Source organism: Streptomyces sp. NPDC001728 (assembly GCF_040297565.1).
GTDB lineage: Bacteria > Actinomycetota > Actinomycetes > Streptomycetales > Streptomycetaceae > Streptomyces.
This window is the reverse complement of the sequence record NZ_JBEOZK010000001.1, coordinates 352,619-366,279: the sequence shown is the minus strand read 5'-3', so window position 1 is coordinate 366,279 and position 13,661 is coordinate 352,619. Positions and strand designations below refer to the sequence as shown.

At 71.0% G+C, this 13,661-nt stretch carries 9 protein-coding genes and 1 tRNA gene; 2 read left to right on the top strand and 8 right to left on the bottom strand.

Annotation, left to right across the window (positions count from 1 at the left end; translation table 11 throughout):
- The first annotated feature begins 6 nt into the window (after positions 1-6).
- On the top strand, positions 7-681 hold the full coding sequence (locus ABT154_RS01585; protein ID WP_351851460.1) for a class E sortase: 675 nt from the start codon (positions 7-9) through the stop codon (positions 679-681).
- An 87-nt stretch (positions 682-768) separates the two neighbouring features.
- Here ABT154_RS01585 and pknB read toward each other — a convergent pair whose 3' ends face one another.
- The 6 genes from pknB to ABT154_RS01555 all read right to left on the bottom strand — a co-directional run bounded on the left by pknB (position 769) and on the right by ABT154_RS01555 (position 8,873).
- Positions 769-2,754, bottom strand: coding sequence for a Stk1 family PASTA domain-containing Ser/Thr kinase (gene pknB, locus ABT154_RS01580; protein WP_351851458.1), 1,986 nt, complete (start codon positions 2,752-2,754; stop codon positions 769-771).
- Positions 2,755-2,896: 142 nt separating this feature from the next.
- The gene (locus ABT154_RS01575; RefSeq protein WP_351851455.1) at positions 2,897-4,363 is read right to left on the bottom strand and encodes a peptidoglycan D,D-transpeptidase FtsI family protein; all 1,467 of its coding nucleotides are present in this window, start codon (positions 4,361-4,363) and stop codon (positions 2,897-2,899) included.
- Positions 4,360-5,781 carry an FtsW/RodA/SpoVE family cell cycle protein gene (locus ABT154_RS01570; protein ID WP_351851453.1) on the bottom strand — a complete coding sequence of 474 codons (1,422 nt, stop codon included), beginning with the start codon at positions 5,779-5,781 and terminating at the stop codon, positions 4,360-4,362. Before ABT154_RS01570 ends, ABT154_RS01575 begins: the two co-directional genes overlap by 4 nt.
- Positions 5,782-5,807: 26 nt before the next feature.
- Positions 5,808-7,298 (bottom strand): Stp1/IreP family PP2C-type Ser/Thr phosphatase, encoded by a 1,491-nt coding sequence (locus tag ABT154_RS01565; RefSeq protein ID WP_351851451.1) that lies wholly within the window; start codon positions 7,296-7,298, stop codon positions 5,808-5,810.
- Positions 7,299-7,477: 179 nt separating this feature from the next.
- Positions 7,478-8,002, bottom strand: coding sequence for an FHA domain-containing protein FhaB/FipA (locus tag ABT154_RS01560; protein ID WP_351851449.1), 525 nt, complete (start codon positions 8,000-8,002; stop codon positions 7,478-7,480).
- Positions 8,003-8,012: 10 nt separating this feature from the next.
- Positions 8,013-8,873: an FHA domain-containing protein gene (locus tag ABT154_RS01555; protein WP_351851447.1), complete on the bottom strand. Its 861-nt coding sequence runs from the start codon at positions 8,871-8,873 to the stop codon at positions 8,013-8,015.
- A 429-nt stretch (positions 8,874-9,302) separates the two neighbouring features.
- Here ABT154_RS01555 and ABT154_RS01550 point away from each other — a divergent pair.
- A tRNA-Leu gene (locus ABT154_RS01550) sits at positions 9,303-9,389 on the top strand.
- A 190-nt stretch (positions 9,390-9,579) separates the two neighbouring features.
- Here ABT154_RS01550 and ABT154_RS01545 read toward each other — a convergent pair.
- Together ABT154_RS01545 and ABT154_RS01540 are read right to left on the bottom strand one after the other, a co-directional pair.
- The gene (locus ABT154_RS01545; RefSeq protein ID WP_351851444.1) at positions 9,580-10,584 is read right to left on the bottom strand and encodes a hypothetical protein; all 1,005 of its coding nucleotides are present in this window, start codon (positions 10,582-10,584) and stop codon (positions 9,580-9,582) included.
- A 570-nt stretch (positions 10,585-11,154) separates the two neighbouring features.
- Entirely contained in the window at positions 11,155-13,653 is a 2,499-nt protein-coding gene (locus tag ABT154_RS01540; RefSeq protein ID WP_351851441.1) for a hypothetical protein, read from the bottom strand.
- Positions 13,654-13,661: the final 8 nt, after the last annotated feature.

Here is a 13,661-nt window from a genome sequence, read left to right as displayed (position 1 = left end):
GACCTAGTGGCACGCGTGCGCAATCGGATCGCCGGGATGATCAGTCTCCTCGGCGAACTCCTCATCACAGCGGGCCTGGTGCTCGGCCTCTTCGTCGTCTACTCGCTGTGGTGGACCAACGTGCTCGCCGACCGCGCCGCCGACCAGGACGGCGCCCAGGTCCGCGACCACTGGGCCGACAGCCCCGGGGCGCTCGACACGAAGGACGGCATCGGCTTCCTCCACGTTCCGGCGATGAAGAACGGCGAGGTCCTGGTGAAGCAGGGCACCGGCACCGACGTCCTCAACCACGGTGTCGCCGGCTACTACACCGACCCGATCAAGTCCGCGCTCCCGCAGGACAAGCAGGGCAACTTCACGCTGGCCGCCCACCGGGACGGCCACGGCGCCAAGTTCCACAACATCCACAAGTTGAAGACCGGTGACCCGATCGTCTTCGAGACCAAGGACACCTGGTACGTCTACAAGGTCTACAAGACCCTGCCGGAGACCACGAAGTACAACGTGGACGTCCTCCAGCCGGTCCCCGAGGAGTCCGGCAAGAACAAGCCGGGCCGGTACATCACGCTGACCACCTGCACCCCCATGTACACCTCCGACTACCGGTACATCGTGTGGGGCGAGCTGGAGCGCACCGAGAAGGTCGACCGCGAGCGGACGCCCCCGGCGGAGCTTCGCTGACGAAGGCTTGGGACGTGAGCAAGGGGCGAGCCCCGGCACCCGGTGGGTGCCGGGGCTCGCCCCTTGCGTACGGCCTACGGCGTTCGGCTAGCCGAACCAGCCGCCGCCGTCCTGCTTCTCCGTCTTCACGTTGACCGGCTGGTTCGGCTGGCCCTGCGTGCCCGGCGGCACGTCCTGCTCGGTGACCTTCGCGTCACCCCGGTTGGGGCCGTCCACGTTGCCGAGCTGGTAGCCCATCGCGGCGAGCGCGGCACGCGCCGCGTCCAGGGTCATGCCCGTGATCGGCGGGACCGGCTGCGTCGTGGGCTGCTGCGGACCCTTGGAGACCCGGAGCTTCACCTCGGCGCCCTCGCCCGCCGTCGCGTTGCCGTCCGGGGTCTGCGCCAGGACCTGGTCCTTGGGCTGGTCGTTGTCGACGTACTCGGTGATCACGACGAAGCCCAGTTCCTTGAGCTGCTGCTCGGCCTGCGCCAGCTGGTTGCCGACCACCGGGGGAACGGTCTTCTGCTTCTGCTTCGCGACGGTGATCGTCACCTCGGAGTTCTTCTCCGCCTTGGTGCCGCCGTCGGGGTTCTGACGCAGGACCGAACCCGGGTTCTCGCCGGACTCCTCCTGCTCCACCTTGACCTTGAAGCCCTTGCTCTTGAGGGACTCCTCGGCGCGCTCCTGGGACTGCTCGACCACGTCGGGCACCTCGGTGAGGGGCGCACCCTCGGAGAGGAACACCTGGACGGTGCCGTTGAGGTCCATGGTCGCGGTGCCGTCCGCGGCCGGGGTCTGGCGGCAGATGGCGCCCTTGGGCTGGTCGCAGCGCTCGGTGCCGGCCTGCTGGACCTTCACCTCGGCGTTGGTGGCGAGCCCCGTCGCCCCCTGCATGGTCTGGCCGACCAGGTTCGGGACGGGCACCTTGCGGGGGCTGTCCTTCTCCTGGAACACATAGACGCCGATCAAGATCGCGCCGACCAGCACCAGGATGCCCGCGACGACCAGCAGGATCGTCGAGGTGTTCGACTTCTTCTGGCCGCCGCCGCGGCGCCGGTCCGGGCGGTCGTCGTAGCCGTAGCCGCCGTCGTCGTGGTTGATCGGGGGCAGCATCGTGGTCTGGCCGCCCGGGTCGGCCTGGCGCAGCGCCGTCGTCGGCTGGTCCTCCGGCGGATAGCCGTAGCCCCCGCCGTACGCGGGCGCGCCCGCCATGCCCATCCCCATGCCCATCGCGGCAGCGGCGGCGACCGGCTGACCGTCGAGGCAGGCCTCGATGTCCGCGCGCATCTCGTCGGCGGACTGGTAGCGGTAGTCGGGGTCCTTGACCAGCGCCTTGAGGACGATGGCGTCCATCTCGGGAGTGATCTCGGGGTCGAAGTTGCTCGGCGGCTGCGGCTCCTCGCGCACGTGCTGGTACGCGACCGCGACCGGGGAGTCGCCGATGAACGGCGGACGGACGGTGAGCAGCTCGTACAGCAGGCAGCCCGTGGAGTACAGGTCGGAGCGGGCGTCGACCTGCTCGCCCTTGGCCTGCTCGGGGGAGAGGTACTGGGCCGTGCCGATGACCGCGGAGGTCTGCGTCATGGTCATGCCGGAGTCGCCCATGGCGCGGGCGATGCCGAAGTCCATGACCTTGACCTGACCGGTGCGCGTCAGCATGACGTTCGCCGGCTTGATGTCACGGTGCACGATGCCGGCGCGGTGCGAGTACTCCAGCGCCTGGAGGATGCCGACCGTCATCTCGAGCGTGCGCTCGGGCAGCAGCTTGCGCCCGGAGTGCAGCAGCTCACGCAGGGTCGACCCGTCGACGTACTCCATCACGATGTACGGGATGGAGACCCCGTCGACGTAGTCCTCACCGGTGTCGTAGACCGCGACGATCGCCGGGTGGTTCAGCGAGGCGGCGGACTGTGCCTCACGGCGGAACCGGGCCTGGAAGGACGGATCGCGGGCCAGGTCGACCCGCAGCGTCTTCACGGCGACGGTGCGGCCGAGCCGGGTGTCCTGTCCGAGGTAGACCTCGGCCATGCCACCACGGCCGAGCACCGAGCCCAGCTCGTACCGGCCGCCGAGGCGACGCGGCTCTTCCATAGCTAATCCAGCCCTCTCCGTCTGTCCCGACCGCACCCATGGGTGGTCCGGCGGTGTGTGCTGTTCGCGCATACGGTACCGGCCCCGGGCAGACGTTCCGCCAGGGACCGGTACCTGATACCTGACCGGTACATGGGCGAGGTCAGCCGCGGGTCTTCAGTACCGCCTTCATGACGGCCTTGGCGATCGGGGCGGCGAGACCGCCACCGGTGATGTCCTCACGGTCCGTGCCCGCCGAGTCCTCCACGACGACGGCGACCGCCACCGGGGAACCCTCGGCGGTCTTCGCGTACGAGATGAACCAGGCGTACGGGCGCTTCGCGTTCTTCTCGCCGTGCTGTGCCGTACCCGTCTTGCCGCCGACCTTCACGCCGTCCATGTTCAGCTCGGCCTTGCCGCCGGTGCCCTTGGAGACGACGTTCTCCATCATCTGCTGGAGGAGCTGGGCGTTCTTCTCCGAGACCGGGCGGCTCATCTCCTCCGGCTCGGTCTTCTTGATCAGGTCGACATTGGGCGCGCGCAGCTCGTCGATCATGTACGGCTTCATGAGCTTGCCGTCGTTGGCGATCGCCGCCGTGACCATCGCCATCTGGAGCGGGGTGGTCGCGGTGTTGAACTGGCCGATGGACGAGAGCGCGTTGCCGCCGCGGTCGGACTTCTTGTCGTAGACCGAGGCCGCGGAGCGGACCGGGGTGAACTGCTCGGCGTTGAAACCGAACTTCTCGGCCGTCTCCACCATCTTGTCGCGGCCGACGTCGTCGCCGAGCTTTGCGAACACCGAGTTGCAGGAGACTTCCAGCGCCTTGGTGAGGCTGGCGTTGGCGCAGCCGTTGGCGTGGTTGACCATCGGCACCCTGGAGAGCGGGATCTTCCAGCCCTCGGGGGTGTCGGTCGCCGCGTTGATGTCGGTGACCTTGCCGCTCTCCAGGGCCGCGGCGGCCGTGACGACCTTGAAGACGGAACCGGGCGGGTAGATCTCGCGGATCGCGCGGTTCAGCTTCGGCTTGTTCTTGTTGTTCTCCAGGGCCACCCAGGCCTTCTCGTCCTTGCCGGAGTAACCGGCGAAGGAGGAGGGGTCGTACGAGGGGGTGGAGGCCATCGCGAGGATCTTGCCGGTCTTCGGGTCGATCGCGACGACGGCGCCGGTCTTGCTGCCGAGTCCCTCGAAGGCGGCCTTCTGCGCGGCCCCGTTGAGGGTGGTGACGACGTCGCCGCCCTTCTTCTTCTCACCGGTGAACATGGCGAGGGTGCGGTCGAAGAAGAGCCGGTCGTCGTTGCCGGTGAGGATGCCGTCCTCGATCTTCTCGATCTGGTTGGCGTCGTAGGCCTGCGAGGCGTAGCCGGTGACCGGGGCCCACATGGGGCCGTCGATGTAAGTGCGCTTGTACTTGTAGAACGTGTCCTGGGAGTCGACGGAGCCGGTGACGGGCTTGCCGTCCACGATGATGTTGCCGCGGACGTTGGCGTACCGCTCGATCTGCACCCGCTTGTTGCGCGAGTGGGCGTTCAGCTCGTCGGCGCGGACGAACTGGAGCCAGTTGTCGCGCAGGAGCAGGGCGAGGACGAGCAGGCCGCAGAAGATCGCGACCCGCCGCAGCGGCTTGTTCACGGACGGACCACCTGGGTCATCTCGGCGTCGGGGGACGGGGCGGGCGCGGGCGCGGGGCGGCGCGCGGTGTCGCTGATCCGGATCAGGATGCCGACCAGGGCCCAGTTGGCGATCACGGAGGAACCGCCGTACGCCAGGAACGGCATGGTCATACCGGTGAGCGGGATGAGACCCATTACACCGCCGGCGACGACGAAGATCTGGAGCGCGAAGGCGCCGGAGAGGCCCATCGCGAGCAGCTTGCCGAAGGGGTCACGGGCGGCGAGGGAGGTGCGGACACCGCGCTCGATGATCAGCCCGTAGAGGAGTAGGAAGACCATCACGCCGGTGAGGCCGAGCTCCTCGCCGACGGTGGCGAAGATGAAGTCGGAGTTGGCGGCGAAGCCGATCAGGTCGGAGTTGCCCTGGCCGAGGCCGGTGCCGAGGATGCCGCCAGAGCCGAAGGACATCAGCACCTGGGTCATCTGGTCACAGGCCGGGACCGTGTCCGCGCAGGCGAACGGGTCGGCCCAGGCGTCCACACGGGCCTGGACGTGGCTCGCGAAGGAGGCCACACCCACCGCGCCCGCGACGGACATCAGCAGACCCATGACGATCCAGCTGGTCCGCTCGGTCGCCACGTACAGCATGATCACGAACATGCCGAAGAACAGCAGTGAGGTACCGAGGTCGTTCTCGAAGACCAGGATGAGGAGGCTGACCGCCCAGATCGTCAGGATCGGGCCGAGGTCACGCCCACGCGGCAGGTAGAGCCCCATGAACCGGCGGCTCGCCAGCGCCAGGGCATCCCGTTTCACCATCAGATAGCCGGAGAAGAAGACCGCCAACACGATCTTCGCGAACTCACCGGGCTGGATGGAGAAACCGGCGACGTTGATCCAGATCTTGGCGCCGTAGACGGGGGTGCCGAGGCCGGGGACCAGGGGCAGCAGCAGCAGGACCAGGGCGGCGGCCATGGAGATGTACGTGTAGCGCTGGAGGACGCGGTGGTCCTTCAGCAGCAGCAGCACGCCCACGAACATGGCGATGCCGATCGCCGAGTACAGCATCTGCTTCGGGGCGTCGGGGCTGAAACTTCCGAAGTCCCGGATGGACTTCGCGATCAGCCGCGGCGACTGGTCAAGGCGCCAGATCAGCACCAGGCCCATGCCGTTGAGCAGGGTCGCCAGGGGCAGCAGCAGCGGGTCCGCGTACGGGGCCCACTTGCGCACCACGAGGTGGGCGACACCGGCGAGCAGGGCGAGGCCGAGTCCGTACCCGAGCATGCCGGCCGGGACCTTGCCGTCGATCGCCAGGCCCACGTTGAGGTACGCGAACACCGGAATGACGACGGCGAACGCGAGCAGCGCCAGCTCGGTGTTGCGGCGGCTCGGCGCCTCGATCGCGCCGATGGTGGTCGTGTTGGTGACAACGCTCATGGTGGTGAAAGGCCCCCTACGGGTGCTTACTGCTTGCCGCAGTTCGAGGCCAGCTTCTGCTCCTCCGCGGTGAGGGCGGGACCCGGCGACGGAGCGGCTGTGGTGGGCTTGGAGTCAGGGGTGGCGGTGCCGTCCGGCTTCTGGGCCGGCGGCTTGCTCGCCTGGTCGGCGGCCTTCTCGGCGGCGGCACGGCGCTGCTCGGTCTTCTTGCACGCCGAGGCCTGGAGGGCCAGCTCGGAGATCTTCGTCTCGGCCTTTCCGAGGCTGCCGCCGGTGATCGTGTCCTCGACCTGCTTCCGCTGGTACGCGGGGAGGTACTTGAGTTCGATCTCGGGGTGGTCCTTCTCGACCTTCGACAGCGAGATCCACGCCAGGTCCTGGCTGATGCCCTGGTAGAGCGCCACGTGCTGGTCCTTGGAGCCGACGAAGTACTGCTTCTGCGTCCAGCGCCAGCCGCCGTACAGCCCGCCGCCGGCGACCGCGAGGACGAGGACGAGCAGGAAGGAGCGCTTGAGCCACTTGCGGCCGGTCCGCGGCTTCTCGAAGTCGTCGTCCGTGTAGGACTCGAACGAGCCCTGCGGGGGCATGCCGCCGTAGCCGTGGCCGTCACCGCTGCCGGGCGGGCCGAAGCCCCCGGCGGGCGGCTGCTGGTGCGGAGCCGTACGACCGAGCCCGGAGGCGCGGCCGGCCGGGGTCTGCATGGCCCCGCCGTCGTTCAGCTGGGCCTGGTTCTCCGCGACGGCGCCCACGATGACCGGGATGTCGCTGAGGTGGCCGGCGAGGGTGTCGCCGCCGTCGACGTCGAGGACGTCGGCGACGATCACCGTGATGTTGTCGGGGCCGCCGCCGCGCAGCGCGAGCTGGATCAGCTCCTGCACGGTCTCCTGCGGGCCCTGGTAGCTGGCGAGGGTGTCCTCGAGCGTCTGGTGCGAGACCACGCCGGACAGTCCGTCGGAGCAGATCAGATAGCGGTCGCCGGCCCGGACCTCGCGGATGGAGAGGTCGGGTTCGACGTGGTCGCCGCTGCCGAGCGCGCGCATCAGGAGCGAACGCTGCGGGTGGGTGGTGGCCTCTTCCTCGGTGATCCGGCCCTCGTCGACGAGGCGCTGCACCCAGGTGTGGTCCTGTGTGATCTGCGTCAGGACGCCGTCACGGAGCAGGTACGCGCGGGAGTCCCCGACGTGCACCAGACCGAGCCGCTGGCCCGTCCACAGCAGGGCGGTGAGCGTGGTGCCCATGCCTTCGAGCTGCGGGTCCTCCTCGACCATCATCCGGAGCTGGTCGTTGGCGCGCTGCACCGCCGTACCGAGCGAGGTGAGGATGTCGGAGCCCGGGACGTCGTCGTCGAGCGTGACGAGGGTGGAGATCACCTCGGAGGAGGCGACCTCACCGGCGGCCTGGCCGCCCATGCCGTCGGCGATGGCGAGCAGCCGGGGACCGGCGTAGCCCGAGTCCTCGTTGCCCTCGCGGATCATGCCCTTGTGCGAGCCCGCGGCGAATCGCAGGGACAGAGTCATGCGCACCTGCCCTGTCGACGCCGCATCGGGGTACGGCCGGTCTCGACCCACACTGCCCACCCTCCGGTCGCTCCGGTCACACCGGTCGCTTCAGTCGCTCCGGTCAGGAGCGCGGCACGGCCTGTCGCGGGGACCGTCCCGACTCGCTCGCTCCGCTCGTGCCTATTCATGATGTAGCACTACTTCCGCAGCTCGATGACGGTCTTGCCGATGCGGATCGGCGCGCCCAGCGGAATCGGTGTCGCGGTGGTGAGGCGGGTCCGGTCGAGATACGTGCCGTTGGTGGACCCGAGATCCTCGACGATCCACTGGCCGTCCCGGTCCGGGTAGATCCTGGCGTGCCTGCTGGAGGCGTAGTCGTCGTCGAGGACGATCGTCGAGTCGTGCGCCCGGCCCAGCGTGATCGTCTGCCCCTGGAGGGCGACGGTCGTGCCGGTGAGGGTGCCCTCGGAGACGACCAGCTTGGTCGGGGCGCCACGGCGCTGCCGCCCGCCGCCCGCGCTCTGCTGGCCGCGCTGCTGTGGTGGCGCGGTGGTCTGCCGCGCCGTCTGCTGCTGAGGTCGCGCCTCCTGGCGCCGCGAACCGCGCTGGGTGACCCGCGTACCGAAGAGGTCGCTGCGGATGACCTGGACGGCCACGATGACGAACAGCCACAGAACGGCCAGGAAACCCAACCGCATGACCGTCAGGGTCAGCTCTGACATTGCCCCCGCTTCACCCTTCGGCTTGCCGGTAAACGATGGTGGTGCTGCCCACGACGATCCGCGAGCCGTCGCGGAGCGTAGCGCGGGTGGTGTGCTGCCCGTCCACCACGATGCCGTTGGTGGATCCCAGATCCTGGATCGTCGAGGGCGTTCCGGTCCGGATCTCGCAGTGCCGGCGGGAGACGCCGGGATCGTCGATCCTCACGTCCGCGTCGGTGCTGCGGCCGAGGACCAGGGTCGGGCGCGAGATCTGGTGGCGGGTGCCGTTGATCTCGATCCAGCGGCGCGGCTGAGTGCCCGCTCCGCCGTGTGTGGCGGGGCCGGGGGCCCCTGCGGCCGGCCGGTGGCCGGCGGCGCCGGGAGGCGGAGCCGCGGGCATGGGCGGGGCGCCGGCCGGGGGGTACCCGTAACCGCCGCGACCCTGTCCCGGGCCCTGCTGCTGGTGGGGCTGGGCAGGCTGCTGCCGGCCGCCCGCGGGCGGCTGCGGCTGTGACGAACTCGACGCCAGCGTGCGGCTGCGGACGCGGTACAGGCCGGTGTCGAGGTCCTCGGCCTTCTCCAGGTGGACCTTGATCGGGCCCATGAAGGTGTACCGCTGCTGCTTCGCGTAGTCCCTGACCAGGCCGGCGAGCTCGTCGCCCAGCTGGCCCGAGTAGGGGCTGAGGCGCTCGTAGTCCGGTGCGCTCAGCTCGACGATGAAGTCGTTCGGGACGACGGTCCGCTCGCGGTTCCAGATCTGCGCGTTGTTGTCGCACTCGCGCTGGAGCGCGCCGGCGATCTCGACCGGCTGGACCTCGGACTTGAAGACCTTGGCGAAGGTGCCGTTGACCAGACCTTCGAGACGCTGCTCGAAACGCTTCATGACTCCCATGGGGCACCTCCTCGGTCGTTGTGGTCCTGGTACTGCTTACTGATCGTATCCACGCGTCGGGAAATCGGCTGGTTCCCCTTCTCTGCCCTGTGGACGAGTGTCACCTCTCACAGGCGTTCCCCACGGATCGTAGAGGTGGCCTGTGGACAGTGTCCCGCACCCGGCTGGAGAGATCGGGAGAGAGGTGGGGTCCGTGGAGTCGGTCGGGGGTGGGTCGGGATCGGTCGGGGGTCGGTCGGGTGTGGTCCGGGACGGTCCGGGCGGTCCGGAGAGGTTCCGGGGAAGGTCCGTCTCCCTCCCCCTCCTCACCTTGTTCTGCGCGAGCGGAGCCGAAACAACGGATGTGAATCCACGGTCTGCGACGTGCTAATCTTCTGATGTCGCCAGGCGCTCACACCAAAAGGTGAGGGAGCCCGGAGCACACCCAATGCGCGGGTGGCGGAATAGGCAGACGCGCTGGATTCAGGTTCCAGTGCCCGAAAGGGCGTGGGGGTTCAACTCCCCCCTCGCGCACCAGGAGCATCGCTCCAGTAGTACCGATGAGAAGGTCGGCACCGTGAAGACGGTGTCGGCCTTCTTCGGTTTTCCGGGGCAGGGTGGGGCGCTCGGAGGCGGCTTCGGTGTGAGGTAGTACACAGAGGCCCGCCGCTCCTCGGGGTGGAGGAGCGGCGGGGGCGGTCGCTGGCCGGGCGGGTAGGTGGGGCGGTCAGGAGGCCGTGCAGTCGACGCGGACCTGGGCCGCTGCCGCGTGGCGGTTGTCCGCTCCGCTGCCGCGGTTGTCCAGGACGACGGAGATCTTGTTGTTCGAGACCGGGAAGCGGCCCGCCGAGACCCACTGGCCCAGGTGCGAGGGCTGGTTGATCTCGAAGCTCCCGATGGTGTTCGTCGAGCTCTGTGTGAAGGCCCGGTAGACCGTGTAGTGCGCCGGAGTGCCGCCCACGTACGCCATGTCCCGCACGTTCGGTATGAACACCTGCACCGCGCACGTGCCCTTCGTCACCGAGCCGGTCGTGAACTTCCACTGCGCCCAGATGCCGTCCGAGCGCGAGCTGCCCGACATCGGCATGCTGTAGAAGAGACCGTTGCAGCCGTAGGACTTCGTGCTTCCCCAGTTCTTCAGCCAGCCCTCCTTCCCGTCGGTGTACATGTCCCCGACCGCGAATCCCGGTGTCCCGCAGCCGAGGCCGATGAGATGCGCGTACGTGACCGGCTTGGGCGCGGTCGTCGCCGGCGGCGGTGCCGCCGGCTGGTTCTTCGGGGGCGCCTTCGTCGCCGGCGGAGTCGTCGCCTTCGTCCCGCCGCCGCCCTGGGTGGGCGCGGTCCCCCCGGTGCCGCCGCCCGCGGCCGGAGGCGCCGTCCGCCGGCCCGTACCCGGGGACCGCGGGCCCTGGGACGTGCCCGAGCCGCCGGTCCCGTACGTCACGCCCGTGCCGGGCTCGTGGATCCCGCCGATCGGGCCCAGCCCCTTGCCCGTGCCGCCGTCGGGCCCCGGACCCTTCACCGGCGCCCCGCTCTTGCCCTTGCCCCGGTCCGTGCCCGGAGCGGCGAGCTGCTGCTCGCTGGGGACTATCCCGGGCCCGGGGCCCCCGGGGTGCATCGAGCTGCCCGGAGGTGCCCCGGCGGCCGAGGAGCGCGGCTCGTCGTCGGGGCCCGAGACGAGGAAGGGCACCCCGATCAGGACCAGACCGCCGAGGACGGCAGCCGCGATCATCGGCTTGTTGGGGCGGCCGAGGGGAGGAGTGGCGGAGGCGGTGCCGGAGGACGGGGTGGAGGGGGTTGCCCGGGTGGCGGCGGTTGCGGTCGTAGCGGTGCTGGTTCCGGTGGTGGCGGTGGCAGCCGTGGCTGCGGCTGAGGAGGTTGCGGTCGTGGCTGCGGCGGTTGCGGCGGTCGTCGCGGCTGCGGTGGTGGCGGTGGCTGCCGGGGGTGCCGGGGTGGGTTCCGGTTCCCGTTCCGGTTCTGCTTCTGGCTTTGCTTCCGCTTCCGCCTTCGGCGCGCTGGGCGCGGAGGTCGGGGCGGGTGCCGTCGCGGTGGCTTCCGCCGTTGCCGTTGCCGTTGCCGTTGCCGTTGCCGTTGCCGTGGTGGCCGTGGTGGACACCGCTCTCGCCGTCGCCGTCGGCGTCGCCGGGAACAGGCCGGACGACGGCTCCTCGCTCAGGACGGCGAGCGCCGCCGCGCGTCGCACCGAAGAGTCCCCGGTGCTCTCCGCTGCTGGGGTGGAGTCTCTGCTGGCCATGGCTGGTCTGCCTTTCTCGACGGGGGAAGAGCCTTGCGGGGCACCCACTCAGAGCGCCTGCGGGACGTGGAGGAACGGGCCGGTGCACCGGGCCGGCCAGGGCGCGGTGCCGGAGCGGCGGGCCGCCGCGTCCAGCCGTTCCAGGGCTTCGGGGGACGGCTCGCGGAACCTGCCCGCGTCCGCCGGGAGTTCGGCGAGCAGCACCCGGGCGGGCAGCTCGCCGTCCGCCTCGTGGCGGGCGACGACGGCGAACGCCGTCCCCGCGGCGAAGAGCGCCTGCGCGCCGTTCCCGTCACGGGACAGCACCGCCGTACGCCGGGCGGTCATCGGCCGTACGGCATAGCGGACATGGGTCAGGGGCGGTACGGGCGCGTCCGGCGTCTCCAGGTGGACCACGTCCAGCGGGGCGTCGCATACCAGCACCGCACCCGGCACCACCTCGTCCGGTACGGACGGCTCCGCCACGGCGCGGACCAGCGTGCCCCGCAGCGCGGGCAGGCGCCGCAGCCCGGAGGCCAGGCAGGCCGCGTACGGGCGCAGCGCCTCCGCCCCCTCGGCGAGCGCGCGGGCACCGAACGGGTCCTCGGGCGCCGACGAGAGGTACAGCCTCACGGCGATCAGGTCGGCCCGCACCGCGTCCTCCCCCGACCCGCGCAGCGCCGGCATCCTGATCAGCGCCTGCCCCACGGGGCCGCTGTGCTCCTCCCAGACGGCCGCCGCCAGGTCCCGGAACGCCCGCCGGTCCGCCTCCCCGCTGAACCCTTCGGGAGCACGGCGCACCGGGGCACGGGGCACCGGAGGGTGAAGTGCCGGGGCGGGGGTTGCCCGGGTGGGGGGCTTCGGGGCAGAGGGGGTCGGGGCCGGCGGGGGCGGCGTGGGGGTCGGTTCGGGTTCTGCGGGCCGCGCCGGGGACGCGGATGGGGATGGGGTCGGGGTCGGGGCCGACGCCGGGGCTACGGGTTCCGGATCCCGTTCCGCTTCCGGTTCTTGTTCCGGTTCCGGTTCTGCTTTCGGAGCGGTTGTCGTTCTGGGGGTGGCCGCCAGGGGCAGGCCCATACGGACCGCGAACCGGCGCAGGGTCGCTGACGCTTCCGGTTCCGCCTCCTCGGAGACGGCGAGTTCGGCATGGGCGCGGGCCGCCGGTCCGAGGGTGGCGAGGAGGGTCGACAGGTCCCGCAGGGTCGCCTCGCGGACCGGTTCCTCGGCCAGGCATTCGGCCGCCACCTCCACCCGCAGGGCGCGCGGTTCGCCCGCCCTGTCCCGTACGGCGGACGGCGGCACGTGTGTGGCACCGATCCAGAGGCCCGAACGCACGGCCACCGCCCACCCGCCGGAGGGGAGTTGGAGCGTCGCCGGTACGGGGCCGGGTGTGCCCGCCGATGCCGGGAGGCTCCAGGCGGTCGGGCGGGGCGACGGGCGGGAGCCGTCGTCTCCGGTCGGGGAGCAGAGGAGGGAGGCGAGCGGTGCCGGCCAGGTGAACTCGCCCTCGGGGGAGAGCAGTCGTACGGATTCGGCCGGTGTCCGACCCGGCTCCTGTCCCTCCGCTTCTGCTTCCGATCCCTCTTCCGTTTCCGTTCTCTCCGTCTCGGCGGTGAGCGGGAGGCCCAGGGTCACCTCCAGTTCCGCGCCGAGGAGGTCGCACACCTCCTCGGCCAGCGCGGTCGCGTCCCGCCCGTCCGCCGGGACGAGCCGCAGGGCGCGGCGGATCTCGGAGGGCAGCGAGGCGAGCAGCGTCGCCAGGTCCTCGGCCGCGACCGGGTCCGCGCGCGGGGTACCGAGCAGGACGGCCGGCCGCTCGGGGTCGACGGCGACGGCGTACGCCGGTCCGTCGGGGCGCGGTGCGGCGGCGTCCGCCGGGCCGAGCGCGAGCCCGGCCGGGACGGCCCGTACGACACCGGCTCCGACCGGGCCCAGCGGAACCCGGGTCAGGGCGCGCTGCCAGCGGGGTGCGGGCAGCCGGGTGCCGAGGGGTTCGGGGGCCTCCCCCGGTACGAAGCGCCACCAGCCGCCGCCGGGAGTGGCGGGTTCCGTGACGTAGAGCAGGCCGCCGGGAGCGAGGACGGCGGGGGCGTCCGGGGCCTCCAGGGTCACGTCCCAGGCATCGGCGAGGCGCTGGGCCAGCGGCCCGTCCTCTCCGGCCGGGGCGGCGGCGCCGGACAGCACGAGACGCAGAGAGAGCGGCTCGTCCTCACGCAACCGGGCCAGCAGGGAACCCAGTTCCTCGCCGAGGTTGCCCGCGGCGGACTGCGGTACGTCGACCACCACGACGGGCCGCCGGGGGTCGGCGGGCAGCGCCTGCACGAGGGCGCGTACGGGCGAGTCCGGGGCCTCCGAGGAACGCAGGAGGTGGCGGTGGGGGAAGTCGTCGCGGACCGTGTGCGGTGCCGGAGCCACGGCCGGAACCGGGGCGCCGGCTTCGGCGGCGGTCGCCGGAGCCGTACCGGCCGGTGCGGAGGTGCCGCGGTGGCGGCTGAACCGCCGTAGCAGCCGCCTGGACCTGCCCCCGTCCGAGGCTCTCTCCGCCCGGTCGTCGTCACCCTGTCGCACGTGCCCTC

Excerpts from the sequence above, each read along its gene's own strand:
- pknB (WP_351851458.1), bottom strand. The coding sequence starts at position 2,754 with ATGGAAGAGCCGCGTCGCCTCGGCGGCCGGTACGAGCTGGGCTCGGTG.
- ABT154_RS01570 (WP_351851453.1), bottom strand. The coding sequence starts at position 5,781 with ATGAGCGTTGTCACCAACACGACCACCATCGGCGCGATCGAGGCGCCG.
- ABT154_RS01565 (WP_351851451.1), bottom strand. The coding sequence starts at position 7,298 with ATGACTCTGTCCCTGCGATTCGCCGCGGGCTCGCACAAGGGCATGATC.
- ABT154_RS01560 (WP_351851449.1), bottom strand. The coding sequence starts at position 8,002 with ATGTCAGAGCTGACCCTGACGGTCATGCGGTTGGGTTTCCTGGCCGTT.
- ABT154_RS01555 (WP_351851447.1), bottom strand. The coding sequence starts at position 8,873 with ATGGGAGTCATGAAGCGTTTCGAGCAGCGTCTCGAAGGTCTGGTCAAC.
- ABT154_RS01545 (WP_351851444.1), bottom strand. The coding sequence starts at position 10,584 with ATGATCGCGGCTGCCGTCCTCGGCGGTCTGGTCCTGATCGGGGTGCCC.